This window comes from Massilia sp. Root351, from assembly GCF_001425045.1.
Classification (GTDB): domain Bacteria; phylum Pseudomonadota; class Gammaproteobacteria; order Burkholderiales; family Burkholderiaceae_D; genus Rugamonas.
This window is the reverse complement of the sequence record NZ_LMDJ01000031.1, coordinates 228,205-253,008: the sequence shown is the minus strand read 5'-3', so window position 1 is coordinate 253,008 and position 24,804 is coordinate 228,205. Positions and strand designations below refer to the sequence as shown.

General features: G+C 64.6%; 22 protein-coding genes and 2 tRNA genes. 10 read left to right on the top strand and 14 right to left on the bottom strand.

Going from position 1 to position 24,804, the window contains the following annotated elements; translation table 11 throughout:
• Window positions 1-17 precede the first annotated feature (17 nt).
• The 3 genes from thrS to ASD15_RS21170 form a co-directional block, all read right to left on the bottom strand.
• Window positions 18-1,925: a threonine--tRNA ligase gene (gene thrS, locus ASD15_RS21180; protein WP_057157006.1), complete on the bottom strand. Its 1,908-nt coding sequence runs from the start codon at window positions 1,923-1,925 to the stop codon at window positions 18-20.
• A gap of 210 nt (window positions 1,926-2,135) precedes the next feature.
• Window positions 2,136-2,212 (bottom strand) — tRNA-Val (locus ASD15_RS21175).
• A gap of 54 nt (window positions 2,213-2,266) precedes the next feature.
• Window positions 2,267-2,343 (bottom strand) — tRNA-Val (locus tag ASD15_RS21170).
• 108 nt (window positions 2,344-2,451) lie between these two features.
• Here ASD15_RS21170 and ASD15_RS21165 point away from each other — a divergent pair.
• Window positions 2,452-2,898, top strand: a complete 447-nt coding sequence (locus tag ASD15_RS21165) for a cache domain-containing protein (protein WP_162249930.1) — start codon at window positions 2,452-2,454, stop codon at window positions 2,896-2,898.
• Between the two features lie 5 nt (window positions 2,899-2,903).
• Window positions 2,904-3,812, top strand: coding sequence for a cation diffusion facilitator family transporter (locus ASD15_RS21160; protein ID WP_057157004.1), 909 nt, complete (start codon window positions 2,904-2,906; stop codon window positions 3,810-3,812).
• Window positions 3,813-3,818: 6 nt separating this feature from the next.
• On the opposite strand, the gene ASD15_RS21155 is transcribed toward ASD15_RS21160, so the two are convergent.
• From ASD15_RS21155 to ASD15_RS21145, 3 genes are all read right to left on the bottom strand, one after another.
• On the bottom strand, window positions 3,819-6,068 hold the full coding sequence (locus ASD15_RS21155; RefSeq protein ID WP_057157003.1) for a bifunctional (p)ppGpp synthetase/guanosine-3',5'-bis(diphosphate) 3'-pyrophosphohydrolase: 2,250 nt from the start codon (window positions 6,066-6,068) through the stop codon (window positions 3,819-3,821).
• 86 nt (window positions 6,069-6,154) lie between these two features.
• A complete protein-coding gene (locus ASD15_RS21150) occupies window positions 6,155-6,505 on the bottom strand; it encodes a RidA family protein (RefSeq protein ID WP_057157002.1) in 351 nt (116 codons plus the stop codon).
• A 20-nt stretch (window positions 6,506-6,525) separates the two neighbouring features.
• A complete protein-coding gene (locus tag ASD15_RS21145; protein ID WP_057157001.1) occupies window positions 6,526-7,407 on the bottom strand; it encodes an alpha/beta fold hydrolase in 882 nt (293 codons plus the stop codon).
• Window positions 7,408-7,533: 126 nt separating this feature from the next.
• Here ASD15_RS21145 and ASD15_RS21140 point away from each other — a divergent pair, with 126 nt between their 5' ends.
• Window positions 7,534-8,328, top strand: coding sequence for a 3-hydroxybutyrate dehydrogenase (locus ASD15_RS21140; protein ID WP_057157000.1), 795 nt, complete (start codon window positions 7,534-7,536; stop codon window positions 8,326-8,328).
• A gap of 142 nt (window positions 8,329-8,470) precedes the next feature.
• The gene (locus tag ASD15_RS21135) at window positions 8,471-9,784 is read left to right on the top strand and encodes a dicarboxylate/amino acid:cation symporter (RefSeq protein WP_057156999.1); all 1,314 of its coding nucleotides are present in this window, start codon (window positions 8,471-8,473) and stop codon (window positions 9,782-9,784) included.
• Between the two features lie 7 nt (window positions 9,785-9,791).
• Here the strand turns inward: ASD15_RS21135 and ASD15_RS21130 are convergent, their stop codons facing one another.
• Window positions 9,792-10,475 carry a PEP-CTERM sorting domain-containing protein gene (locus tag ASD15_RS21130; protein WP_162249929.1) on the bottom strand — a complete coding sequence of 228 codons (684 nt, stop codon included), beginning with the start codon at window positions 10,473-10,475 and terminating at the stop codon, window positions 9,792-9,794.
• Between the two features lie 8 nt (window positions 10,476-10,483).
• Window positions 10,484-12,217 (bottom strand): rhamnogalacturonan lyase B N-terminal domain-containing protein, encoded by a 1,734-nt coding sequence (locus tag ASD15_RS21125; protein WP_082552015.1) that lies wholly within the window; start codon window positions 12,215-12,217, stop codon window positions 10,484-10,486.
• A 212-nt stretch (window positions 12,218-12,429) separates the two neighbouring features.
• On the opposite strand from ASD15_RS21125, the gene ASD15_RS21120 reads away from it, so the two are divergent.
• Entirely contained in the window at window positions 12,430-12,906 is a 477-nt protein-coding gene (locus tag ASD15_RS21120) for a GNAT family N-acetyltransferase (protein WP_057156997.1), read from the top strand.
• A 113-nt stretch (window positions 12,907-13,019) separates the two neighbouring features.
• Window positions 13,020-13,757 (top strand): PEP-CTERM sorting domain-containing protein, encoded by a 738-nt coding sequence (locus ASD15_RS21115; RefSeq protein WP_157201058.1) that lies wholly within the window; start codon window positions 13,020-13,022, stop codon window positions 13,755-13,757.
• Between the two features lie 6 nt (window positions 13,758-13,763).
• Here ASD15_RS21115 and ASD15_RS21110 read toward each other — a convergent pair whose 3' ends face one another.
• Window positions 13,764-14,414: a CoA transferase subunit B gene (locus tag ASD15_RS21110; RefSeq protein ID WP_082552014.1), complete on the bottom strand. Its 651-nt coding sequence runs from the start codon at window positions 14,412-14,414 to the stop codon at window positions 13,764-13,766.
• 10 nt (window positions 14,415-14,424) lie between these two features.
• Entirely contained in the window at window positions 14,425-15,123 is a 699-nt protein-coding gene (locus ASD15_RS21105; protein ID WP_056391373.1) for a CoA transferase subunit A, read from the bottom strand.
• A gap of 106 nt (window positions 15,124-15,229) precedes the next feature.
• Between ASD15_RS21105 and ASD15_RS21100 the strand changes: the two genes are divergently transcribed.
• Entirely contained in the window at window positions 15,230-15,790 is a 561-nt protein-coding gene (locus ASD15_RS21100; protein ID WP_057156994.1) for a LuxR C-terminal-related transcriptional regulator, read from the top strand.
• 188 nt (window positions 15,791-15,978) lie between these two features.
• On the opposite strand, the gene ASD15_RS21095 is transcribed toward ASD15_RS21100, so the two are convergent.
• Complete coding sequence (locus ASD15_RS21095; RefSeq protein WP_057156993.1) at window positions 15,979-16,755, bottom strand: SDR family oxidoreductase; 777 nt, start codon at window positions 16,753-16,755, stop codon at window positions 15,979-15,981.
• A 173-nt stretch (window positions 16,756-16,928) separates the two neighbouring features.
• Between ASD15_RS21095 and ASD15_RS21090 the strand changes: the two genes are divergently transcribed.
• The 3 genes from ASD15_RS21090 to ASD15_RS21080 all read left to right on the top strand — a co-directional run bounded on the left by ASD15_RS21090 (window position 16,929) and on the right by ASD15_RS21080 (window position 20,760).
• Window positions 16,929-18,605 carry an electron transfer flavoprotein-ubiquinone oxidoreductase gene (locus tag ASD15_RS21090; RefSeq protein WP_200954032.1) on the top strand — a complete coding sequence of 559 codons (1,677 nt, stop codon included), beginning with the start codon at window positions 16,929-16,931 and terminating at the stop codon, window positions 18,603-18,605.
• 230 nt (window positions 18,606-18,835) lie between these two features.
• Complete coding sequence (locus ASD15_RS21085) at window positions 18,836-19,714, top strand: flagellin (protein WP_057156991.1); 879 nt, start codon at window positions 18,836-18,838, stop codon at window positions 19,712-19,714.
• Between the two features lie 98 nt (window positions 19,715-19,812).
• Window positions 19,813-20,760, top strand: a complete 948-nt coding sequence (locus ASD15_RS21080; protein ID WP_057156990.1) for a flagellar hook-length control protein FliK — start codon at window positions 19,813-19,815, stop codon at window positions 20,758-20,760.
• A gap of 41 nt (window positions 20,761-20,801) precedes the next feature.
• Here ASD15_RS21080 and ASD15_RS21075 read toward each other — a convergent pair whose 3' ends face one another.
• Genes ASD15_RS21075 through ASD15_RS21065 form a run of 3 tightly spaced genes read right to left on the bottom strand, consistent with a single transcriptional unit; the run spans window position 20,802 to window position 24,797 of the window.
• On the bottom strand, window positions 20,802-22,889 hold the full coding sequence (locus tag ASD15_RS21075) for a flagellar biosynthesis protein FlhA (RefSeq protein WP_057156989.1): 2,088 nt from the start codon (window positions 22,887-22,889) through the stop codon (window positions 20,802-20,804).
• Window positions 22,889-24,025 (bottom strand): flagellar biosynthesis protein FlhB, encoded by a 1,137-nt coding sequence (locus tag ASD15_RS21070; protein ID WP_057156988.1) that lies wholly within the window; start codon window positions 24,023-24,025, stop codon window positions 22,889-22,891. Before ASD15_RS21070 ends, ASD15_RS21075 begins: the two co-directional genes overlap by 1 nt.
• Window positions 24,018-24,797 (bottom strand): flagellar biosynthetic protein FliR, encoded by a 780-nt coding sequence (locus tag ASD15_RS21065; RefSeq protein WP_057156987.1) that lies wholly within the window; start codon window positions 24,795-24,797, stop codon window positions 24,018-24,020. Before ASD15_RS21065 ends, ASD15_RS21070 begins: the two co-directional genes overlap by 8 nt.
• Window positions 24,798-24,804 lie beyond the last annotated feature (7 nt).

Genomic DNA, 24,804 nt, shown 5'->3' with positions numbered 1-24,804 from the left:
TGCGAGTTTCCTCGGGGTCAGGCTTTGTCGGCAACGTCCTTGAGGAGTCGCTCAACCAGGGAGTCGAGGGACATTACGCCCAGATCGACATTCCCACGTGCCCGCACGGCCACAGTGTTGGCATCCCGTTCCTTGTCGCCGACGACCAGAATGTACGGCAGTTTTTGGACGGAATGTTCGCGTATTTTATACGTAATCTTCTCGTTGCGCAAATCGGTCTGCACGCGGAAGCCCTGTTTGCGCAGCTTGGCGGCCACATCGTTCACATAATCGGCCTGCGCGTCGGAGATGTTGAGCACCGATACCTGCACCGGCGCCAGCCACATCGGCAGCGCGCCGGCGTAGTTTTCGATCAGGATGCCGATGAAGCGTTCCAGCGAACCGACGATGGCGCGGTGCAGCATGACCGGCACCTGGCGCGAGTTGTCGGCCGCCACGTATTCGGCGCCCAGGCGCTGCGGCATGAAGAAGTCGACCTGCATGGTGCCGACCTGCCAAGGGCGGCCCAGCGAATCCTTCAGGTGGTATTCGATTTTCGGGCCGTAGAAGGCACCCTCGCCCGGCAGCTCGGTCCATGCCACGCCGCAGGCGCGCAGGCCGGAACGCAGCGCCTCTTCGGCCTCGTCCCACACTTCGTCGGTGCCGATGCGGCTGTCAGGGCGCAGCGCCAGCTTGACGTCGATGTTGGTGAAGTCGAAGTCGGCGTACACCTCCATGGCCTGGGTGTGGAACGCCACCACTTCCGGCTCGATCTGCTCCTGCATGCAGAAGATGTGGCCGTCGTCCTGGGTGAAGCCGCGCACGCGCATGATGCCGTGCAGCGCGCCGGACGGCTCGTTGCGGTGGCACTGGCCGAACTCGCCGTAGCGCAGCGGCAGGTCGCGGTAGGAGCGCATATTGCTGTTGAAGATCTGCACGTGGCCCGGGCAGTTCATCGGCTTTAGCGCGTAGGAGCGGTTTTCCGACTCCGTCACGAACATGTTTTCGCGGTAGTTGTCCCAGTGGCCGGTCTTACCCCACAGGCTGGCGTCCAGGATCTGCGGCGCCTTCACTTCCTGGTAGCCGTTGACCTGGTATTTGTTGCGCATGTATTGCTCAACCTGCTGCCAGATGGTCCAGCCTTTCGGATGCCAGAACACCAGGCCGGGCGCCTCGTCCTGGAAGTGGAAAAAGTCCAGCTGCTTGCCCAGCTTGCGGTGGTCGCGCTTTTCCGCCTCTTCCAGCTGGAACAGGTACTGCTCCTGGTCTTCCTTCTTGGTCCAGGCGGTGCCGTAGACGCGCTGCAGCATCTCGTTCTTCGAGTCGCCGCGCCAGTAGGCGCCGGCCAGCTTCATCAGCTTGAACACTTTCAGCTTGCCGGTCGACGGCACGTGCGGGCCGCGGCACAAGTCGGTGAACTTGCCTTCCGAGTACAGCGACACATCCTGGTCGGCTGGAATCGAGGCGATGATCTCGGCCTTGTAGTGTTCGTTGATGGACTTGAAGTAGGCCACGGCCTCGTCGCGCGGCAGGACCTGGCGGGTGACCGGCTCGTCCTTCTTGGCCAGTTCGGCCATTTTCTTTTCGATCGCCACCAGGTCTTCCGGCGTAAACGGGCGCTTGTACGAGAAATCGTAGTAGAAGCCGTTTTCAATCACCGGGCCGATGGTCACTTGCGCGTCCGGGAACAGCTCCTTGACGGCGTAGGCGAGCAAGTGGGCGGTGGAGTGGCGGATCACGTCCAGGCCTTCCGGGTCGCGGTCGGTCACGATGGCCACGTCGGCATCCTGCTCGATCAGGAAGGAAGTGTCGACGACCTTGCCGTCAACCTTGCCGGCCAGCGCAGCCTTGCCCAGGCTGGTGCTGATATTGGAGGCCACCTGGGCCACCGTGACGGGCGCGTCGAACTGACGCACGGAACCATCGGGAAGTCGGACTGCAACCATCATGCTCTCCAGTCGGCAAAATGCCGGATAGTGGGTGAAACGGAAATATTGGGAAACTGCGAAACTGCGGACGAAAAAAAAACGCGGGCTAGCCGCGTTTTCTTCCATGTGATAGCGTGAGAAAGCCGGTGACTAGCGTTACTTACTAACCTTGGTAGTAGTTCGCGGTGTCATAACCGGATTGCCTTTCTCGCTCTTACATAATGTTGGTGGTGGGCGGTGAGGAATTCGAATCCCCGACCCCTTGGATGTCGACCAAGTATTCTAACCAGCTGAACTAACCGCCCTTGTTTACTGCTCGCTTACTGCATACAACTGAAAAACCATCTTACTACATGTTCTGGTGGGCGGTGAGGAATTCGAATCCCCGACCCCTTGGATGTCGACCAAGTATTCTAACCAGCTGAACTAACCGCCCGAAGACCAGCATTATAGAGAGTGAAAATCGCTTCCGCAAGGGGCAAATGTGAAAACATTGCTCTAGCCCACTATGCTATATTCAGTTGTTACAGAAAACGCTAGAAACATGAAACAGTTGTTAACTTTTCTGGCCGCAGCGCTGTTCAGCCTGTGCGCCTGCGCCAGCGGCCACGGCACGCCGGCCGACGCCCTCGCCCTGGTCAACAAGACCGCCGCCTACCTGGCGGACCAGGGGCCGGCCAAGACCTTCTTCGAAGCCAGCAATCCCAAGGGCCGCTTCATCCACCGCGACCTCTATATCGTGATCTACGACGAGCATGGTAAGGTAATGGCGCACGGGGCCATTCCGCGCCTGGTCGGCCTCAACGTATACAACTACCGCGACGAGGACGACAAGTACTTCGTGCGCGAGATCCTGGACAAAGCCAGCAAAGGCCAGCAAGGTCCGGTCGACTATAAGTGGGTACACCCGACGACCCAGCAGATGCACGCCAAGTCGGCCTGGTTCCGCCAGGTGGGCCAATACATCATCACCTGCGGCACTTACAAATAACGCCTATGCACCTCGATACCGACACCGCCCACCTGCACGCGCACCGCGCGGGCGACGCCCAGCACAAACACTACACGGGAGACCGCAGCCTGAAAGTGCTGGGCTGGGCGGTGGCGCTCACGCTGGGCTTTGCCGGGGTGGAAGCGGTGTCCGGCTTCCTGGCCAATTCGCTGGCCCTGATCTCGGACGCCGGCCACATGGTGACCGACGCCGCCGCGCTGGGCCTGGCCCTGCTGGCGCAGCTGATCGCCAAGCGGCCGCCGTCGGCGCGCTACTCCTTCGGCTATGGCCGCGCCGAGGCGCTGGCCGCCTTCGTCAACGGCCTGCTGATGCTGGGCGTGGTGGGCTGGATCGTGTTCGAAGCCGTGCAGCGCTTCAGCGCGCCGCAGCAGGTGCAGGGCGGCATGGTGTTCGTGGTGGCGGGCATCGGCCTGGGCGTGAACCTGGCGGTGGCCTGGGTGCTGTCGCACGACAAGAAAAGCATGAACACGCGCGCCGCGCTGGTGCACGTGATGGGCGACTTGCTCGGTTCCATTGCCGCGCTGATTGCCGGCGCGGTGATCTGGTACACCGGCTGGATGCAGATCGATCCGCTGCTGTCCATCCTGGTGTCGCTGCTGATACTGAAGTCGACCGTGGAGATCCTGCGCGAGTCCTACCATCACCTGATGGAAGGCGTGCCCGGCCACATCGACTATCTGCAGGTGGGCGCGGACCTGGAACAGGTGGCGGGCGTGGCGTCGGTGCACGACCTGCACGTGTGGTCGATGTCCCCCGGCCAGCCTGCGCTGATCGGCCACATCGAGGTGCGCGACCTGCAGGACTGGCCGGCCATCCTGGCCGCCATCAAGGCCATGCTGCTGGCGCGGCATGGCATCGACCACGTGACGCTGCAGGCCGAACTGGCGGCCTGAGCGCAATCAGGAGCGGCGCGCTTCCAGCACGCCGCTGACTTCGGCGATCGCCGACAGGGCTTTTTGCAGCTGCGCGGTGGAGCCGATTTCAGCAGTGAAGGTCATGCGCGCCTGCCCTTTCGCGCTCTGCGTGTTGACGCCGATGACGTTGAGCTTTTCACGCGAGAAAATCTCGGAAATGTCGCGCAGCAGGCCCTGGCGGTCGCCCGCCAGCACGAAGATGCCGACCGGGTAGACGGTCTCGTTGACCGCGCGCCCCCATTCGGTGACGATGACGCGCTCCGGCGCCTTGGCGCGCATCTCGGCGAAGTTCTTGCACGTGGCGCGGTGGATCGACACGCCCTTGCCGCGCGTGACGAAGCCGACGATGCTGTCCGGCGGCGCCGGCTTGCAGCACTTGGCCAGCTGCGTCATCAGCCCGTCCGTGCCCACCACCAGCACGCCGGACTTGGCGCCCTGCTCCACGCTGGAGGCGCGGCTCTTGCCGAGCACCACCGCATCTTCCACTTCGACCGGCTCGCCCGTGTCGTGCAGCGCCTGCTCCACGTGGCGCAGGCTGAACTCTTCCTTGCCCACCGAGATGAACAGGTCGTCCACCTTGGCGAAGCCGAGCTTGTTCGCCAGCGCCTCCAGGTTGACCGCGGTCTTGCCTTCGCGCTGCAGCGATTTCTCCACCATGGCGCGCCCGTGCGACAGCGTTTCCTGCTGGTCGATGGCGTGGAACCAGGCACGGATCTTGGAACGGGTGCGGGTGGCCACCGTGTATTCGGGATTGAGCCAGTCGCGCGACGGCCCGGCCGTGCCGGGCGCGCCCTTGGCGGTAATGATCTCGCAGGTCTGGCCGTTCTTCAGCGCGGTGTTGAGCGGCACCATGATGCCGTCCACGCGCGCGCCGCGGCAACGGTGGCCCACGTCGCTGTGCAAATGGTAGGCGAAGTCGATCGGTGTGGCCCCCACCGGCAGCTCCAGCACGCGCGCCTGCGGCGTGAGCACGAAGATGCGGTCGTCCAGCGAGGCGGACTTGAGCTTTTCCACCCATTCGCGCTGCACTTCCTCCTGGCCCACCACGGTGTCGGCCACGTCCGATTTCCAGGCCAGCAGCTGGCGCAGCCAGGCGATCTTTTCGTCGTACTTCTGGCCCTGGAAGTTGGAACCGCCCTCCTCCTTGTAGCGCCAGTGCGCGGCCACGCCGTATTCGGCGAAGTTGTGCATTTCCTGGGTGCGGATCTGCACTTCCAGCGGGCGGCCGTCGTCGGCCGTCACCACCGTGTGCAGCGAGCGGTAGCCGTTCGGCTTGGGCCGCGAGATGTAGTCGTCGAATTCTTTCGGGATCGGGGTCCAGATGTTGTGCACCACGCCCAGCACGGTGTAGCAGGTCTTGACGTCGTCGACGATGACGCGGAAGGCGCGCACGTCGTACAGCTCCGTGAAGTCCAGCTCCTTGCCGCGCATCTTGCTCCAGATCGAGTAGATGTGCTTGGGCCGGCCGAACACTTCAGCCTTGATGCCTGCGCTGTTGAGCTCGTTCTGCAGGCGCGTGATGGAGGACGACACGAAGCCTTCGCGCATCATGCGCTTTTCTTCCAGCATCTTGGCGATGCGCTTGTACGCATCCGGTTCGATGAAGCGGAACGACAGGTCTTCCAGCTCCCATTTCAGCTGCCAGATGCCGAGCCGGTTGGCCAGCGGCGCGTACAGGTCCAGCGTTTCGCGGCCGTAGCTGTGGGTCACCTCGTCAAAACGCTTGATGTCGGCGAAATAGCGCAAGGTGGTCACGCAGGAGGCCAGGCGCACCAGCACCACGCGCATGTCGCTGGCCATGGCCAGCAGCATCTTGCGCAGCGTTTCCACTTGCGCCACGGCCTGCTGGGCCGCGTTCTTGCCGCGCCCGGGCGTGCCGGAAGGCTGGGTCTGGGTCAGCTCGCGCAGGCGGATCAGCTGGCGCACGCCGCTGACCAGTTCAGCCACGGCGGGACCGAAACGGGGTTCGATATTCGGGGCCTGGGATGGATCGAGCAGGGTTGCCTCGAACATCAGGCCGGCGATGCGGGTTTCCGCATCGATACGCAGGAAGGCCAGCGTGCTCGCGACGCCGACGGCGAACTCGAACGCACTCTGGCCGCTGCTGCAGGTCTTGTCGCCATACGCTGCGCTGGCCAGGTCAAGCGCGGCCAGCACCCGCGCGCCGTCTTCGGCCGACAGGCCCTGGACCAGCTGGTCCGACGTTGCGCTGTTGAGCGCTGCGATAGAAACCATGATACCTCTTACTTTGTTGAATCATCCCCGCAGTTGCGGGGTTATGCTTGTTGCCCACTGCCTGGCGCGCCTGGCGCGCGCAGTGCTTAACGCTGTGCTGCGACCACCACCACTTCCACCAGGCAGGCCGGATTGGCCAGCGTGGCTTCCACGGTCGCGCGCGGCGGCGTGTGGCCCTGGGCGACCCAGCTGTCCCACACTTCGTTCATGCCCGGGAACAGGGCCATGTCCTTGATGTAGATGGCGGTGCTCAGGATGCAGGTCTTGTCGCTGCCGGCTTCGGCCAGCAGGCGGTCGACGGCGGCCAGCACTTCCTGGGTCTGGCCCACGATGTCCTTGCTGGTGTCTTCGGCGATCTGGCCGGCCAGGTAGACGGTGCCGTTATGGATGGCGACTTCGGACAGGCGTTTGCCAACGTGCAGGCGGGTGATTTCCATACGATGTTCTTTCTAAAGGTTTATAGGTCAAGTAAAAACTTCTTGGCGATGGCGATCTGGTCGCCATGCAGGAAGGTGGGAGCGTGACCGACGTCCGGTATCTCCACCAGCGTGGCTTTTGGCCCGCGCTGTGTCATGCTCAATGCCGTCGCCGGCGACAGCAAATCGGATTGGGCGCCGCGCACCAGCAGGGTCGGGCAGCGGATCGCGTCATAGGCGGCCCACAGCATGGCCTCGTCGGCGCGCGCCGATTCGGGCGTGGCCGAGCGGAACGGCTGGGCCAGTCCCATATCATAGTGGCGCACCCACTGGCCGTCCTGATCCTGGCGCAAGACGTCGGCGGCCAGCTTGTGCCACTCGTCGTCGGTATGCGGGCCGAACGGCAGCGACACGTCGCGCACGAACTTGGCGCCCAGTTCAAAGCTCGGGAAGCGCAGGTCCTGGCCGATGTAGTCGCCGATGCGCCGCAGCGCGTCCGGGTCGAGCACCGGGCCGATATCGTTGAGCACCAGCTTGCTGACCGGGCTGTCCGGCAGCGAGGCCAGGCCCATGCCGATCAGGCCGCCCATCGAGGTGCCGAACCAGTCCACCGTCTGGCGCGGGCCGCGCGCGGTCACGCGCGCCACCAGGGTCACCATGTCGGACACATACTGCGGCAGGCGGTACAGTTCGGGGTTGCGCAGGCGGCCGGAACGGCCGCGGCCCACCACGTCCGGCGCCACCACGCGGTAGTGGCCGGCCAGCGCGCGCGCCATATTATCGAAATCGTCGGAAACGCGCGTCACGCCATGCACGCAGACCAGCACGTTGGGATTGTCCTCGTCGCCCCATTCCTTGTAGGCCATCTGGTGCAAGCCGCTGGGCGAAATGCACTGCACAGACTTTATTTTTGCCTCGATCATGCTGATTCCTTTTTTTCAACGTACGACATTTTACCCGGCGTTGGGCTTAAAATCTTGAAGAAGTGTAGCGCACGCATTTCCCATCCGACAACCCGCAGATTTCGATTCACTCTATAAAGGAACTCCATGGCCAGCACCCTCCTTCGCGGCAAGACCGCACTTGTCACCGGTTCCACGTCCGGCATCGGCCTGGGCATGGCCCGTTCGCTGGCGGCCGAAGGCGCCAACATCCTGTTCAACGGCTTCGGCGACGCCGCCGAAATCGCCCAGCTGCAAGCGGACACGGCGCGCGAATTCGGCGTGCAAACGGCCTACCACAACGCCGACATGTCGAAAGCGCCGGAAATCGAAGCGCTGTTCGCCTTCGCGGCCGACAAGTTCGGCGGCCTGGACGTGGTGGTCAACAACGCCGGCATCCAGCATGTGGCCAACGTGGAAGACTTCCCGGTCGAAAAATGGGACTCCATCATCGCCATCAACCTGACCTCCGCCTTCCACACGTCGCGCCTGGCGCTGCCTTTCATGCGCAAGCAGAACTGGGGCCGCATCATCAACCTGGCCTCGGCGCACGGCTTGGTGGGTTCGGCCGGCAAATCGGCCTACGTGGCGGCCAAGCACGGCCTGGTGGGCCTGACCAAGGTGACCGCGCTGGAAACGGCGCAGACCGGCGTCACCGCCAACGCCATCTGTCCCGGCTTCGTGCTGACGCCGCTGGTGCAAAAGCAGGTCGATGCGCGCGCCCTGAAGGACGGCTTGAGCAACGACGAGGCCAAGAAAGCGCTGCTGGCCGACAAGCAGCCGTCCGGCGAGTTCGTCACGCCCGAGGAACTGGGCGCGCTGGCCGTGTTCCTGTGCAGCGACGCGGCCAAACAGGTGCGCGGCGTGGCCTGGAATATGGACGGCGGCTGGGTCGCGCAGTAAGCGCGCAATAAGGCAAGCGCTGCCGCCGGACCATTGTGGATAGCCGCAATGTGGTTAACCGCAATAGTGATTGCCACAATAGTCCACACAGTTATTTTCCCTCATGATCGGCCTCATTCGATTTATCAATGGGGAGACGATCATGAAAAAACCATTCTACAAAGTCCTGTACGTGCAGGTCTTGTTCGCGATTCTATGCGGCGTGCTGCTGGGCATATACCTGCCCGGCGACGCCGTCGCCATGAAGCCGCTGGGCGACGGCTTCATCAAGCTGATCAAGATGATCATCGCCCCGGTGATCTTCTGCACCGTGGTGTCCGGCATTGCCGGCATGCAAGACGTCAAGAAAATCGGCCGCGTCGGCGGCAAGGCCCTGCTGTACTTCGAGGTGGTGTCCACCTTCGCGCTGGTGATCGGCCTGTTCGTGGCCAACATCCTGCGCCCGGGCGACGGCTTCAACGTCGATCCCGCCACGCTGGACACCAAGGCCATCGCCCAGTACACCGAAAAAGCCAAGCACCAGTCCACCACCGACTTCGTGATGAACATCATCCCGAACACCGTGGTCGACGCCTTCGCCAAGGGCGACATCCTGCAAGTGCTGCTGATTTCGGTGCTGTTCGGCTTCGCCCTGTCGCTGCTGGGCGAAAAAGGCCGGCCGCTGGCCAAGCTGATCGACGAGCTGGCGCACGCCATCTTCGGCATCGTCAACATCGTCATGAAAGTGGCCCCGATCGGCGCGTTCGGCGCCATGGCCTTCACCATCGGCAAATACGGCATCGATTCGCTGCTGCCGCTGGCCAAGCTGATGGGTTCGTTCTACCTGACCTGCTTCCTGTTCATCTTCATCGTGCTCGGCTCGATCGCCAAGTTCACCGGTTTCTCGATCACCCGCTTCATCAACTACGTGAAAGAAGAACTGCTGATCGTGCTGGGCACCAGCTCGTCGGAAAGCGCGCTGCCTTCGCTGATGCGCAAGCTGGAAAAGCTGGGCTGCGCCAAACCGGTGGTCGGCCTGGTGGTTCCCACCGGCTACTCCTTCAACCTGGACGGCACCAACATCTACATGACCATGGCCGCCCTGTTCGTCGCGCAAGCCACCAACACCGACCTGACCCTGGGCCAGGAACTGACCATCCTGGCGGTGGCGATGCTGACCTCGAAGGGCGCCTCCGGCATCACCGGCGCCGGCTTCATCACCCTGGCCGCCACCCTGGCCGTGGTGCCGACCATCCCGGTGGCGGGCATGGCGCTGATCCTGGGCATCGACCGCTTCATGAGCGAAGCCCGCGCGCTGACCAACTTCATCGGCAACGGCGTGGCCGCCGTGGTGGTGTCGAAGTGGGAAAACGAGCTGGACATGGAAACCATGCAGCGCGAACTGGCCAACCCGTCGCCGATGGGCGAGGCGCACGCCGCGCCTGCAATTGCCCCGGCCGCAGCCAAGGCAGCGTAACCCCCGGCTAGTCCGCTTCAACGGCGGTGCGCTGCCTGCGCACCGCCGTCAGTCCAAACAGGCCCACGGCCACCAGCAGCACCGACGCCGGTTCCGGCACCCCCACCCTCACCTCATCGATCGCAGCGCCGCTGAAACCGCTCTGCCTGTTGGCGGTGGAAAAGGCGTAGTAGCGCACCTCGTCGAAGCCGGCCGCGTCGGCCAGCGCCAGCACCGCACCGCGCGGCTGGCTGATATTGCCCGCTCCCGTCTGCACGCTGTCGTTGAACGTCTTCCAGTAGCCGTTCAGGTTGAGGTAGCTGCTGCCTGCCGCGAACTCCACTTTGTAGAAGTCCAGCCCGCTCGCCAGGCGGATGCTGATGTAGGCGTTGTTGCCGGACGAGGCCATGTAATTGCCGCTGAACGCAGGGCTGAGGTCGCTTGGCGCGCCGTAGCAGTCCACGCCGGCGTAGCCGCAGCCGTTGTTGTTGGCCGAGCCGGTGTAGCTGAACAGCAGGCCGTCCTCCACGTAGCCGCTGGCCATGGCCGTGTTCAGCGCGAAATGGGCGGCATTGGTGACCGTCTTGACGGCCGTGCCGCTGCCCAGGGTGGCAATCACCGCAGCCCCCGCGCTGCCGGACAGCAGCATGGCGGCGGCCGCGGCCATCGCCGGCACCGATGCCAGCGCCCGTTGCAAAGTCGTCTTCATCATCGCTCCCGTCATTGCTTGATCATGTCCACGGCGTCCCAGGCATAGCCGGGACTGAGGTAGGTGACGCCGCTGGAGCCGCTGATGGCGGTCAGCGTCAGCACATTCTGGCCCACTTGCAACTCCGAAGCCGGCACGCTGAAGGTGTACATGGTGTTGTTGCCGCGATACGTGCCCACCGTCAGCGTGCGGGTGGACGGCTGCGTGGACGGCGACGGGTTGGCGGGGATCCAGCCGTTCACTTGCGGCTTGGGCCGGCCGCCGGCGAACGCGGCGGTAATGCCCAGGCGCAGTTGGTAGTCGGCGATCTGGCTTTGCGTCAGGTTGAACTTGATGGTCAGCGTGCCGTTCACGTTCTTCCACTGGTAGGCCGGGAAGCCGGTGGCCGCGTTCGACGTGCCGACCTGGTAGTCGCCCGGCGACCAGGACGCCATGCGCACGTCGGACGGATGCATGGTGGTGACCTTGTCGCCGTTGATGAACTCGGCCGGCGTGCCGTCCCAGTCGCCGATGCGCCACAGCGGCGCCGCCGCGCTCGGGTCGCCCGCGATGGCGATCGTATTCAGCGCCACCGTGCCGCCAGCCGTCACCGTCACGCTGCGGGTGTCGACCGCGTATTCGTTCTTGTAGACCTTCATGGTGTAGGTGCCAGGCAGCATGCCGGCGCTGTCGAAGTGGCCGGTGGCCGGGTCGGCCTTGGCCCAGTACTGCGCCGTGGCGTTGGCGAAGCCGACCGTGTACTCGTAGCCCGCGTCGCGCCCGGTGAGGCCCACGCCGGCCACCCGCCCGCGCCCCGCAGGGCCCACGTAGCCGGTCAGGCCCAGGCCGCTGAAGAAGGCGGTGTCGACAGCGCCGGGAGCGCTACCATCATTGAACACCAGCGTGTAGCTGTTGAGGATATTGGTGCGCAGCGTTTCGGTCTGGGCTTCGCCGTAGTTGACGATATAGGTCAGCTCCTGGTTGGTGGCGGTGGCCTGGTTCAGCAGGCTGCGGTAGAACGGCCCGCCCGAGTTGCCCTCGTTGTTGTCGCGCACCACCCACATGCCGGCGCTGGCGCTGGTGGCGCCGATGTACTGCCAGTCCTTCAGGCGCAGATTGGAATAGTGCTTGGAGCGGGTCTGGCCGTTCGGCAGGCCGAACACGTCGCCCGATTCCACCGTGGTGGTGGTGCCGCGCAGGTCGGACGGCACCGGGCCGTTGGGCAGCGCGGCGATCGGCACGCGCAGGATGAAGCGCGCCAGGCCCAGCGTGCTCGGCTCGCTGGTGAAATAGGTGCCCATGAAGATGTTGTTGACGCCCTTCTTGACGATGTAATAGTGGGTCAGGTTGCCGGCCACCACGGTCACCTTGATGTAGTCGGCGCCGATCGCCTCCGCGTTCACGCTGACGGCGGACACGCCGGTGTACAGGAAGTCGAAGCCGGAATTGACCTGGCTGCCGCGCGACTGGTCCTGGTACTGCACGCCGTTGTAGACCATGGACGCGATGTCGCCGGCCGACTGGGTGCTAACGCCGTTGTCCAGCCGGCGTATCTTGAACACCAGCCCGGCGCCGGTGTCGATGGTGTAAAAGTTGGCGTCCGCGCTCAGGCCGAAGCTGCTGGCCTCGGCCAGGGCCGCGCTGCCGGCCAGCCCCATGCGCAGGGCGGACCTGGCCGGGCTTGCGTCGCTGGCGGTGTCGCCGCCGCAACCGGCCGCCAGCATCAGCACGGCCAGGCCGGCCGCAGGGCTTTTCAGGATATGCATGGTGTCTCCAATTGTTAATTTTTAGTAGGAGAGCCCAGTATCATTTTGTCCTTGGGGAAAGGTCAACGGCGCACGCCGGACTGGGCCGAAAGAATCACCGTGTTGATCGGCCCGCCGTGTCGGGGCGCCGCGAACGCGGCGGATTCGCCACGTTTTGCAGCCGGCGCCAGGATGGTTTAGAGTAAGGCCATGAACCAGAACAAGACCAGCACATGACCATCACTGTCGCCCGCGCCACCCGCTCCGAGCTCCAGCCCACCCAGTCCCTGCTGTACGAATACTTCGACGCCATCGGCGTGGTGGTGCGCGACGCGCCCGAGGACATCGTCGCCTTCCTGACCGACCCGCACTGCGCGCTGTGGCTGGCCTACGCCGACGGCCACCCGGCCGGCTGCGTCGCGCTGCGCGCCCTGCCGCTGGACGGCGTGGCCGCAGCCACCGAATGCAAGCGCCTGTACGTGCGGCCGGCCTACCGGGGACGCGGCATCGCCGAGGCGCTGCTGGACGCCATGGAGGCGCACGCCGCCGCCAGCGGCGCCGCCTGGATCTACCTCGACAGCAAAGACGACCTGGCGCACGCGCTGCGGCACTACCAGCGCCGCGCCTACCAGCCCTGCGCGCGCTACAACGACAACCCCCAGGCCACCATTTTCATGCGCAAGGCGCTGGCGTCACTAGCAAATCCGTAGCCGAGTTCGATACGCGCAGGCATTGGCGCGCAAAAACCGAACAGCATATATTCACGCGACAGTTGGCATTCCGGCCGGCTGCGGACCTCGTTGTCTATTCAAGGAGTGTAACGATGAGAATGAAGCATATGCTGATGGCAGCGCCGCTGGCCGCGTGCCTGGGCGGCTGGAGCGGTGCGGCCAGCGCGGCCGCCTCCGCCACGTCGCTGATCGGCCCGCTGCGCGTGGAACTGCTGGACCTGACGCCGGACGACGGCGTGGCGCCCAGCTTCACCCTGCAACTGGTCAATGGCGCGCCCGAAGTCCTGTCGAGAAATATCTGGATGAGTTCCGAGGGCCAGTACCCCAACTATGGCGCGTCCGGCTACGGCACGCTGACGCGCAGCCTGACCGGGGTGGCCGCAGAAAGCACGCTCACGCCCGCCAGCCAGTACAGCGAAGTCAACGCCGGCGGCGTGCCGCTGACGCTGGGGGCCGGCGCCAACGTGCGCAGTTACTGGATCAGCGGCTTTACGCTCGGGCCCAACACGGAGGTGCGCTTCATGGCCGACCTGACGCTGGCGGCCGCCCATGGCGAAGGCGAGACGGCCGTCGCGGAAGCCAACCTGGTCATGAATGGCGTGCCGAACGCCGGCAGCGAAGACTACTACATCGATAGCGGCAGTTATTCCGGCGCGTTCTGGCGCACCACCTACAGCGGCGCTACCGCGCTGCAGGGCACGCTGAGCCTGTCGGCGGGAGCCGGCGCGTTCGCGCCCGCCTCGCCGGTGCCGGAACCGGGCGCCTGGGCCATGCTGCTGGCAGGCGTCGCCATGGTCGGCGCCGCCACGCGTGGCAGGCAGCGCCGCTAAGGCCGCTTAGACTGCCGACAAGTCCAGCTCGGCGCCGGTGGCGGCGGCGAGCTGCTCTTTCGTCACGTTGGGCGCCAGCTCGGTCACCTTCAGGCCGGCCGGCGTCACTTCCATCACCCCCAGGTCGGTGATGATCAGGTCCACCACCCCCACGCCGGTCAGCGGCAGGTCGCACTTCTTCAGCAGCTTGTGCGAGGTGCTGCCGTCCTTGGCGGTGGCCACATGCTCCATCAGCACCACCACTTTCTTCACGCCGGCCACCAGGTCCATGGCGCCGCCCATGCCCTTGACCATTTTGCCGGGGATCATCCAGTTGGCCAGGTCGCCCTGCTCGGACACCTGCATCGCGCCCAGGATGGCCAGGTTGATCTTGCCGCCACGGATCATGCCGAAAGAATCGGCCGAACTGAAGTAGGCCGAGCCCGGCAGCGCCGTCACGGTCTGCTTGCCGGCGTTGATCAGGTCGGCGTCGATCTCGTCTTCGGTCGGGAAGGGGCCGATGCCCAGCAAGCCGTTCTCCGACTGCAGGTACACCTCGATATCCTCCGGCACATAGTTCGCCACCAGGGTGGGCAAACCGATGCCCAGGTTTACATAAAAACCGTCTTGCAGTTCCTTGGCCGCGCGGGCGGCCATTTCATCACGAGTCCATGCCATGTCCGTCTCCTCAGTTGGCGCGCACGGTGCGCTGTTCGATGCGTTTTTCCGGCGTCGCGTTCACTACGATGCGATGCACGAAAATCCCCGGCGTATGCACTGCATCCGGATCGATTTCGCCCACTTCCACCAGCTGCTCGACTTCCACGATAGTAATCTTGCCTGCGGCCGCCACATTCGGATTGAAATTGCGCGCCGTCTTGCGGAACACCAGGTTGCCGGCCTTGTCGGCCTTCCATGCTTTCACCAGCGACACGTCGGCCACCAGCGAGCGCTCCATCACGTACTGCTCGCCATCGAACTCGCGGATTTCCTTGCCGTCGGCAACGATGGTGCCGACGCCGGTCTTGGTGAAGAAGGCCGGGATGCCGGCGCCGCCGGCGCGCAGCTTCTCGGCCAGCGTCCCCTGCGGCGTAAACTCCAGTTCCAGCTCGCCGGCCAGGTACTGGCGCGCGAATTCCTTGTTCTCGCCCACATAGGACGCGATCATCTTGCGGATCTGGCGGGTTTCCAGCAGCTGGCCCAGGCCGAAGCCGTCCACGCCGGCGTTGTTCGAGATCGCGGTCAGCTGCTTGACGCCGCTGTCCCGCAGTGCGCCGATCAGCGCCTCGGGGATGCCGCACAGGCCGAAGCCGCCGACGGCAATGGTTTGCCCATCCTGCACAATACCGGCCAGGGCGGCGGCGGCATCGGGATACACTTTATTCATACATCTCCCTTATGTTTTGATAAGCTTGCACTGTTGTTCACATGGGGTATCAGCATAGAATACGCCTAGTCAAACCACAATACCGTAGAACTACCGGCCCGCACCGATGAACGCACCGCTCGCTATCGACTATGAAAGCATTTTCCTGCACGCGCCGGTGGGCATGTGCATCTCGGAGGACCGCACCATCCAGTCCTGCAACGAGGCGCTGGCGGGCATGTTCGGCTACGCGCGCGAAGCGCTGGTGGGCAAGTCCTTCTGCCTGCTCTACCCTTCCCCGGACGAGTTCATCCGCACCGGCGACCGCATCATCCCCATCATGAACGCCAAGGGCCGCTATTCGGACGAGCGCATCATGCGCCGCGCAAATGGCGAGCTGTTCTGGTGCCACGTGACCGGCCACGCGCTGAAAGCGCGCGAACCGCTGGGGCCGGGCATCTGGACCTTCGAGGACGTCAGCGAAAAGCGGCCCGTGACAGCCGAACTGACCCCGCGCGAACGCGAGATCGCCGCGCTGCTGGTGGAAGGCAAGACCAGCAAAGTCATCGCGCGCCAGATCGACCTCAGCCCGCGCACGGTGGAAATGCACCGCGCCAAGCTGATGCGCAAGTTCGAAGCAGCCACCTCCTCCGAGCTGGTGCACAAGCTGGTGGGCGTGCAACTGTAAGGTCTTGCCCGGCCGCCGCAGCCGCGCAAGCCACACCCGCTCTAGCCCGCAGGCCGTAGTCGCGCAGCAGTTCGCGTGCCTGGCCGCGCGTGTCCCGGTGTTCCAGCACGGCCGGCTGGTGGTCGCCGTCCGGCATGGCGCTGCAGGGGTAGAGAAAACCGCGCTTGCCCACGCTGTGGCCCGCGCCGTTACATCGCCGTCATGCCATCGTCAGCGGAAATCACGGCGCCGTTGATGAAGTGCGAGTCCTCGCCGGCCAATAGCAGCAACAGGCCGTCCAGGTCTTCCGGCTTGCCGGGGCGGCGGCGCGGCAGCATGTCGATCAGCTTGCGCCCCTGTTCGCTGGCGAAATAGTCCTCGTTGATCTCGGTCGAGATGTAGCCGGGACAGATGGCGTTGGTGTTGATGCCGTACTTGCCCCACTCCACCGCCATGGCCTTGGTCATCTGCACCACGCCGGCCTTGCTCATGCAGTACACGCCGATCTGCGGCAGCACCCGCAAGCCGGCCACCGAGGCGATGTTGATGATGCGGTGCTGCTTTTTCGGGTCGCCCTTGGCGCGCGCGATCATGCGCTTGGCGGTTTCCTGCGCCACGAAAAAGGCGCCGCGCAGGTTGGTGTCCATCACAAAGGCATAGTCTTCCGGCGTCACGTCCACCAGCCGTTGCGTGGTGGAGACACCGGAATTGTTGACCAGGATGTCGATCTGGCCGGCTTCGGTCTCGGCGTGCGCGATGGCCGACTTGATGCTGGCGTAGTCGGTCACGTCCAGCGCCACCACGTGGGCGGCGCCGCCGTCGGCTTCGATCTCGGCGCGCAGTTCCTTCAGGCGCTCGATGCGGCGCGAGGCGAGCACCACCTGCGCGCCGGCTTGCGCCAGGACCTTGGCGAAGCGTGCGCCAAGGCCGCTGGAGGCGCCCGTCACCAGCGCAATCTTGCCTTCAAAGTTCACTTCTATGCCCACGGCGCAGCTCCTGTATCGGTAATTAGCATGTACGTAATCATTACACAAAATGCCAGTATTAGATTGCGGCGTCTAAGATTGTCCCGCAAAATGGCGCCCATCTTGCTAAACTGACGAAAAAGAAGCACACTCGTGCTAATTTCTCGCCTCATTCTTATAAGAAGCTACAGACCATGACACAAGCAAACACTCTGCTGGAACAGTACGGCCCGCGCGACGCGATGGAATACGACGTCGTGATCGTCGGCGGCGGCCCTGCCGGCCTGTCGGCCGCCATCAAGATCAAGCAGCTGGCTGCGGAAAAAGGCCAGGAAGTGTCGGTCGTCGTGCTGGAAAAAGGCGGCGAACTGGGCGCCCATATCCTGTCCGGCGCCGTGATGGACCCGCAAGCGCTGACCGAACTGATCCCCAACTGGAAAGAACTGGGCGCACCGCTGAACACGGAAGTGACCGAAGACCGCTTCCTGTTCTTGACCGACAGCAAGGCTTACCAGGCGCCCAACATGCTGCTGCCGAACTGCTTCCAGAACCATGGCAACTATGTCATCTCGCTGGGCAACGTGGTGCGCTGGCTGGGCCAGCAGGCCGAGGCGCTGGGCGTGGAGATCTTCCCCGGCTTCGCGGCGGCCGAGGTGCTGTACAACGATGACGGCTCCGTGAAAGGCATCGCCACCGGCAATATGGGCGTCAAGCGCGACGGCGAAGCCGGTCCCGACTTCCAGCTGGGCATGGAACTGCACGGCAAGTACACGCTGTTCGCCGAAGGCGCGCGCGGCCACCTGGGCAAGCAGCTGATGGCCAGGTTCGACCTGAACAAGGGCAAGGACCCGCAGTCGTACGGCATCGGCATCAAGGAACTGTGGGAAATCGACCCGGCCAAGCACAAGCCCGGCCTGGTGATCCACACCGCCGGCTGGCCGCTGGACGCCAAGACCTACGGCGGCTCTTTCCTGTACCACCTGGAAAACAACCAGGTCATGGTGGGCTACGTGGTCGGCCTGAACTATGAAAACCCCTACTTGTCGCCGTACGAAGAGTTCCAGCGCTACAAGACCCATCCGGCCATCCGCACCTTCTTCGAAGGCGGCAAGCGCATTTCCTACGGCGCCCGCGCCATCACCGCCGGCGGCCTGCAATCGCTGCCCAAGCTGGTGTTCCCGGGCGGCGCGCTGATCGGCTGCGACGCCGGCTTCCTCAACATGAGCCGCATCAAAGGGTCGCACGCGGCCATCAAGACCGGCATGCAGGCCGCCCAGGCCGCCTTCGACGCGCTGGCCGCCGGCCGCCAGCACGACGAACTGGCAGCCTACCCCACCGCTTTCGAACAGTCCTGGCTGCACGAGGAACTGCACGTGGCGCGCAACGTCAAGCCGTGGCTGAGCAAAGGCTTGTACCTGGGCGCCATCATGACCGGCATCGACCAGCTGATCCTGCGCGGCAAAGCGCCATGGACGCTGCGCCACAGCCACGGCGACCACGAATGCCTGAAGCCGGCCGCCAATTTCCAGCCCATCGCCTATCCCAAGCCGGACGGCAAGCTGACCTTCGACCGCCTGTCCTCGGTGTTCATCTCCAACACCAACCATGCCGAAGACCAGCCTATCCACCTGACCTTGAAAAACGCCAGCGTGCCGGTGGACGTGAACCTGGCCAAGTACGCCGGCCCGGAGGCACGCTACTGTCCGGCCGGCGTGTATGAATTCGTCAAGACCGACGAAGGCCAGGACCGGCTGCAGATCAACGCCCAGAACTGCGTGCACTGCAAGACCTGCGATATCAAGGACCCGACCCAGAACATCGTCTGGATCACGCCGGAAGGCGGCGGCGGCCCGAATTATCCCAACATGTAAGCGCGCCAACCGGCATTAAAACAACAGCGCAGCGCCCGCCCGGCCTGCGCTGTTGTGCTTTTGGGAACATAATCGGAAGCCGCTGCCGAGGCGATTTTTAAGGAAAGAAATTATTTTCACGAAATTTCTCTAAAGCATTTAATGCCCACGTTCAAACGGTCGTCTTGTACTTGGGAGAGCGCAGAAAAGTACCGCTGCTCTGAATCGAACCCACCTACCAGGAGTTATTCATGCTGAGTCTTCACACCAACGCTGCGGCCCTTTCCGCACAAAACTCGATCTCCCGCACGCAGGACAACCTGTCCACGTCGATGACCCGTCTGAGCACCGGCTTCCGCATCAACTCGGCAATGGATGACGCTGCAGGCCTGCAGATCGCAACCCGCCTGAAAGCCCAGACCAGCGGCATGGCCGTGGCAATGCGCAACACCCAGAATTCGGTGTCGATGATGCAGACCGCCGAAGGCGCGCTGGACGAAACCACCAACATCCTGGTCCGCATGAAAGATCTGGCCACCCAGGGCGCCGACGGCTCCTCGACCGACGCTGACCGTACCGCGATGCAAGCCGAGTTCGACTCGCTGAGCAACGAACTGAGCAACATCTTCGGCAACACCAAATTCGGTGGCACCGCGCTGTTCAACAGCACCGGCGGCAAGCTGACCGCAGCAATCACCTTCCAGATCGGCGCAGACCAGTCCGAAACCATGTCTGCCGACTTCACCACCGAACTGACCGCAGCGACGACCGACATCGGCCTGGGCGCAACCCAGTTCAGCGCCGCCGGCACCGCATCGACCACCGCCGGTACCGAAGTCATCACCGACACCGCCGCCAACGGCGCCATCGGCAAGCTGACCACCGCGATCGACTCCGTCGCTACCCTGCGCTCGAAACTGGGTGCCGTGTCGAACCGTCTGGACCACGTCTACAACAACTTGGCCAACATCTCGACCAACACCAAGACCGCAACCGGCCGCATCATGGACGTGGACTTCGCTTCGGAATCCGCTTCGATGACCTCGAGCCAGATGCTGCTGCAAGCCGGCACCGCAATGCTGAAGCAAAGCAACAGCCAGTCCTCGCTGGTTCTGTCCCTGCTGCAATAATAGCCAGGGCATCCCGGGCGCCCGCGCGCCCGGGAGCACAAGAGCCAACCGGACTGCCGGTTGGCTTTTTTCGTTTAAGGTCAGTGTAAAATCGCTTTATGGCTATAGACCGACTCAATCCGATCAGCTCCTCGCTCAACATCCCCGACCGGGTGGCGCGCGAGCAGCCGGGCCAGCCCCAGCCCATCCCGCCAGTGGCCAACGTGCCCGGCGAGGAGGCCAGCTTCTCGCTGCCGCCGGGACTGCCCCAGGCGCTGAGCGGGGTGGCCGATGCGCAAGAGGCCCTGCTGGCCCAGCAGGGGCTGAAGTCGCTCGCCAACGCGGTGCACGCGCAGGCGGCCAGTCTGGCCGACCCGGCCGCGCTGCGCCCGGACCAATTGCAAATGTCGCGCCAGCTGGTCTGGCAACAGCCGGACGCCAATACCATGGCCATGTCGTGGGCGGTGATGGTGCGCACCTACGGCGAGCAGCGCGCCGCGCTGATGGAGCAGGCCCATGGCCGCCACCTGCCGTCGGGCCTGTTCATGACCGAGCACGGCCAGTCCGCCATGCGCGAAGGCCGCGTCACGCCGCAAATGCTCAGCGAACTGGAGTCCTGGCGCTTCGCGGTGTATGCCTGGGGGGCGGAAAAGCTGGTGCTGCGGGTGGTGTCGCGCGACCCCGGCCAGCAGGACGAGCCGCGCCGCCGCCGCGCGCGGGTGGCGATCCGGCTGGAACTCCACATCGACGGCATGGGCAAGGTGCTGGTGCAGATGGAGCCGGCCGGCGACGGCGTGGTGCTGGAAATCGGCGCCAACCAGAACGCCACCATGCAGTTCATGCGCGCCATGCTGCCGGAACTGGCCGCCATCGTCAGCCGCAACGGCCTGTCGCTGGTGCGCTGCCACCTGATGCGCGAGCTGGCGCCGGTGCGCGATGAATACAACAATCCGACCCGGGTCCAGACCGCCATGCTGACCCAGGCCATCTTCAAGGCCATGGCCGAAACCGCCGTGCTGCTGTCGCGGCCGCAGCAGCCGGCCGACCTGTTCTCCGAGTCGGCCTGAGCCTGAAAGCCGGCGGCGGCCCCCGGGCCAGGCCCCGGGGTTCAGCCCACCGTGCCGATGATGCTCACTTCGCGGTTTTCCGGCACTTCATTGTAGGACAGCACGTTCAGCCCCGGCGCGAACAGGCGCGCATAGCGCGCCAGCAGCGGCCGGATCTGCGGCAGCACCAGCAGCAGCGGCGGCGTGGCCTGCTGCTTCATCTGCTCGCGCGCGACCGGCATATTGACCTGCAGCTGCGCCAGCAGGTGCGGATCGATCGGATAGTTGTCCAGCACCACCTTGCCGCTCTGGCGCGCCTGGTTGAGCGAACCGAGCAGCATGTTCTCCAGCTCGCCGCCCAGGTTGAAGGCCAGCATCTCGGCCTTCTGGCCGAACAGGCCGGTGACAATCTGGCGCCGCAGCGCGCAGCGCACCTCGGCCGCCAGCAGGATGGGGTCCTTGGTGGTTTCCGAACTGTCCAGCAAGGTGGTGGCGATCGGCACGATGTCCTTCAGCGACACGTTCTCGGCCAGCAGCACGCGGAACACGCGCAGCAGCTGGGTGTGCGTGAGCGCCTTGTCCAGCGAGGCCGCCAGCTTGGGCGACAGCGCGCCCAGCCGCTCCAGGATGGCCGGCACGTCCTCGTGGCGGAACAGCTCGGGCAGGTATTCGCGGATCAGCTTGGAGACGTGGGTGGCGATGGCGCTGGGCGCCTCCACCACCTGGTAGCCCAGCCCCAGCGCATTGGCCTTCTCGCCGCTCTCGATCCAGATCACCGGCATGCCGTAGGCCGGCTCTACGCCGGGAATGCCGTCCAGCTTGCCGTACACGGTGGGCGACGGGATCGCCATCAGGCGGTCGGCGAACACCTCGGCCTGCGCCACCACGCTGCCGCTGAGCACCACCGCGTACTGCGACGGCTTCAGCCCCAGGTCGTCGCGCACGGCCACCGGCGGCAGCACCATGCCCATGGCTTCGGACAGGCTTTGCCGCACGCCGCGGATGCGCTTGGTCAGCGGCTCGCCGTGCGCCTTGTCGATCAGGCCCACCAGCTTGTAACCCAGGGTCAGCTGCAGCGGCTGCACCGCAGGCAGGCTCTGCCACTCCAGCTCGGGCGCCTTCTCCTCGCGCAGCGCGGCCTCGATGGCCTTGATGGCGCTGGTGTCGGGCGCCTTGACCTTGCCGCTCAGGCGCCAGGCCACATAGCCCAGCACGGCGGCGAAAGTCAGGAACATCAGCCACGGCATGCCCGGCACCACGGCCAGGATGGCCATCAGGCCGGCCGCGCCGCCGATCACGCTGGGCGAAGTCAGCAGCTGGTTCTTGACGGTGTCTTCGAAGTCGCCCGAATCGCTGATGCGGGTCACCAGGATGGCCGAGGCGGCCGACAGCAGCAGCGCCGGGATCTGCGCCACCAGGCCGTCGCCGATGGTCAGCAGCGCGTACTGGCGGAACGCGTCGCCGAACGACATGTTCTGCATCAGCGCGCCGATCGCCACGCCGCCCACCATGTTGATGATCAGGATCAGGATCGAGGCCACGGCGTCGCCGCGCACGAACTTGGAGGCGCCGTCCATGGCGCCGTAGAAGTCGGCCTCGTTGGCCACGTCCTTGCGGCGCAGCTGGGCCTGTTCCTGGTTGATCAGGCCGGCGTTCAGGTCGGCGTCGATGGCCATCTGCTTGCCCGGCAAGGCGTCCAGCGTGAAGCGCGCCGACACTTCGGAAATCCGCTCGGCGCCCTTGGTCACCACGATGAAGTTGATGATCATCAGGATCACGAACACCACCAGGCCGACCACGAAGTTGCCGCCGATGACCACATTGCCGAAGGCCTCGATCACGCGGCCGGCCGCGTGCGTGCCCTCGTGGCCGTGCAGCAGCACCACCCGGGTCGATGCCACGTTCAGCGTCAGCCGCATCAGCGTGGTGGCCAGGATCACCGTCGGGAACACCGAGAAGTCCAGCGGCCGCTTGGCCGACACGCTGACCAGGATCACGATCAGCGCCAGTACGATATTGAAAGTGAACAGCACATCCAGCAGGATGGGCGGCAGCGGCAGGATGATCATCCCGAGGATGGCCATCACGAACAGCGGCGTGGCGAACTTGTGGCGGCGCAGCTCGGCGACGATACGGTTCAGGAAATTCATCAGGGTCTTACCTCACTCATGGAAGATGGCACATCGACGTCAACCGGCAAGCCGGGCTCGGCGTTGCGGCGGCCGGCGCGGAAGGCCTTGATCTGCAGTACGTAGTTCAGCACTTGCGACACGGCCTGGTACAGCTGCACCGGGATCTGCTGGTTGACCTGGCTGGTATTGTAAATGGCCCGCGCCAGCGGCGGCAGGGGCAAAACTTCAATCTGGTGTTCCTGCGCGATCTGGCGGATGAACAGCGCCATTTCATCGACGCCCTTGGCCAGCACATAGGGCGCCTCGGCGCGCTGCTCGTCGTACTTGAGCGCCACCGCGTAGTGCTCGGGGTTGACGATCACCACGTCGGCATTGGGCACGGTCTTGCGCGCGGCGCGCTGGGCCAGCGCGCGCTGCAGTTGGCGCACCCGCTGGCGCACTTCGGGCCGGCCTTCGCTGCTCTTGTATTCTTCCTTCAGGTCCTGTTTGCTCATGCGCTGGTTCTTGGCGAAGAAGAAGGCCTGCGCCGGCACGTCGACAATGGCGAACAGCACGAACACCGACACCAGCGCCATCAGCCCGTCCAGCATCAGCGCCGCACCGTTGACCAGCGCCTCGTTGAGCGGCATGCCCTGCAGCCGCGTGTAGTCGCGCACGCTGGAGGTGCCCACGTGCACCAGCACCCAGATCAGCACGCCGGACTTGGCCAGCGACAGGCCGAACTCGAACGCGTGCTTGCCGGAAAACAGCCGGCCCAGGTTGGTCACCGGGGAAAAGCGCTCCAGCTTGGGCGCCCAGTGCTTGCTGGTAAACACCCAGCCGCCCGGGATCAGGCCGCCCAGCACGATGGCCAGCGGCACGGCGAACAGCGGCAGCACCATCTTGATGAGCAGCCACATGGCCGTCATGAAGATGGTCGACAGGGTGTTGTCCATGGCGCCCTCGCTATCGTACTGGGCGAAGCTCTGCTGGAACAGCTCGCGAAAGTCGGTCAGGTAGGACGGCAGCAGCCAGACGAACAGCTTCAGCGTGACCAGGATGCCGAGCGCGGTGGCCAGGTCGCGCGAACGCACCACCTGCCCCTCCTCGCGCGACTTCTTCAGCTTCTGCTGTGAAGCCTTTTCCGACTTGTCGCCGGTGCTGCTCTCAGCCATGGGCCACCTGCATCTGCTGCCGTATCATTTCCAGCACCCGGCCGGTCATGCGGATATAGTGCTCCGGAATGAAACGCACCACCTGGCCCAGCATCAGCAGGCCGAAGATGGTGATCACCGAAAAACCCAGCGCGAACAGGTTGAGCGTGGGCGCGACCCGGTTCAGGAAGCCGAAACCGATCTGCACCACCATGGTGGCGAACACGATGGGAATGGCCAGCAGCATGGCGGCGGCGAAGATCCAGGCCACGTTCCAGGCCACCGTCTGCAGCAGCAGCGGATGGTAGCCGCCGCCCAGCGGCCAGGCCTGGAAGCTGCCGCCGATCACGCCGGCGATCACCAGGTGGCCGTCGATGGCGAAAAACACGATGATCACCAGCATCGACAGCAGCGCCGACACCACGTCCGACGACTGGCCGTTGACCGGGTCGTTCATCACCGCCATCGAAAAGCCGATCTGGCTCGACACCACGTAACCCAGCACCATCATCACCGACACGCTGAAATGGAAGGCCAGTCCCAGCACGCCGCCGATCACGGCCTGCTCCAGCGTGGCCACCGCGCCCTGGATGGAAATCGGGTCGATCGCCAGCGCGTTCTGGGTCAGCGGCAGCATCAGGATGGACAGCACCAGCGCGGTCAGGATGCGCACCGTCACCGGCACCATGGCCTCGCCCAGCACCGGCGCCGCGCTCAGCATGGCCAGCACGCGCACGAAGGGCCACCACCAGGCATTGAGCAGCGGCAGCAGCTGGGCCAGTACGGATTCCATCGCCGCC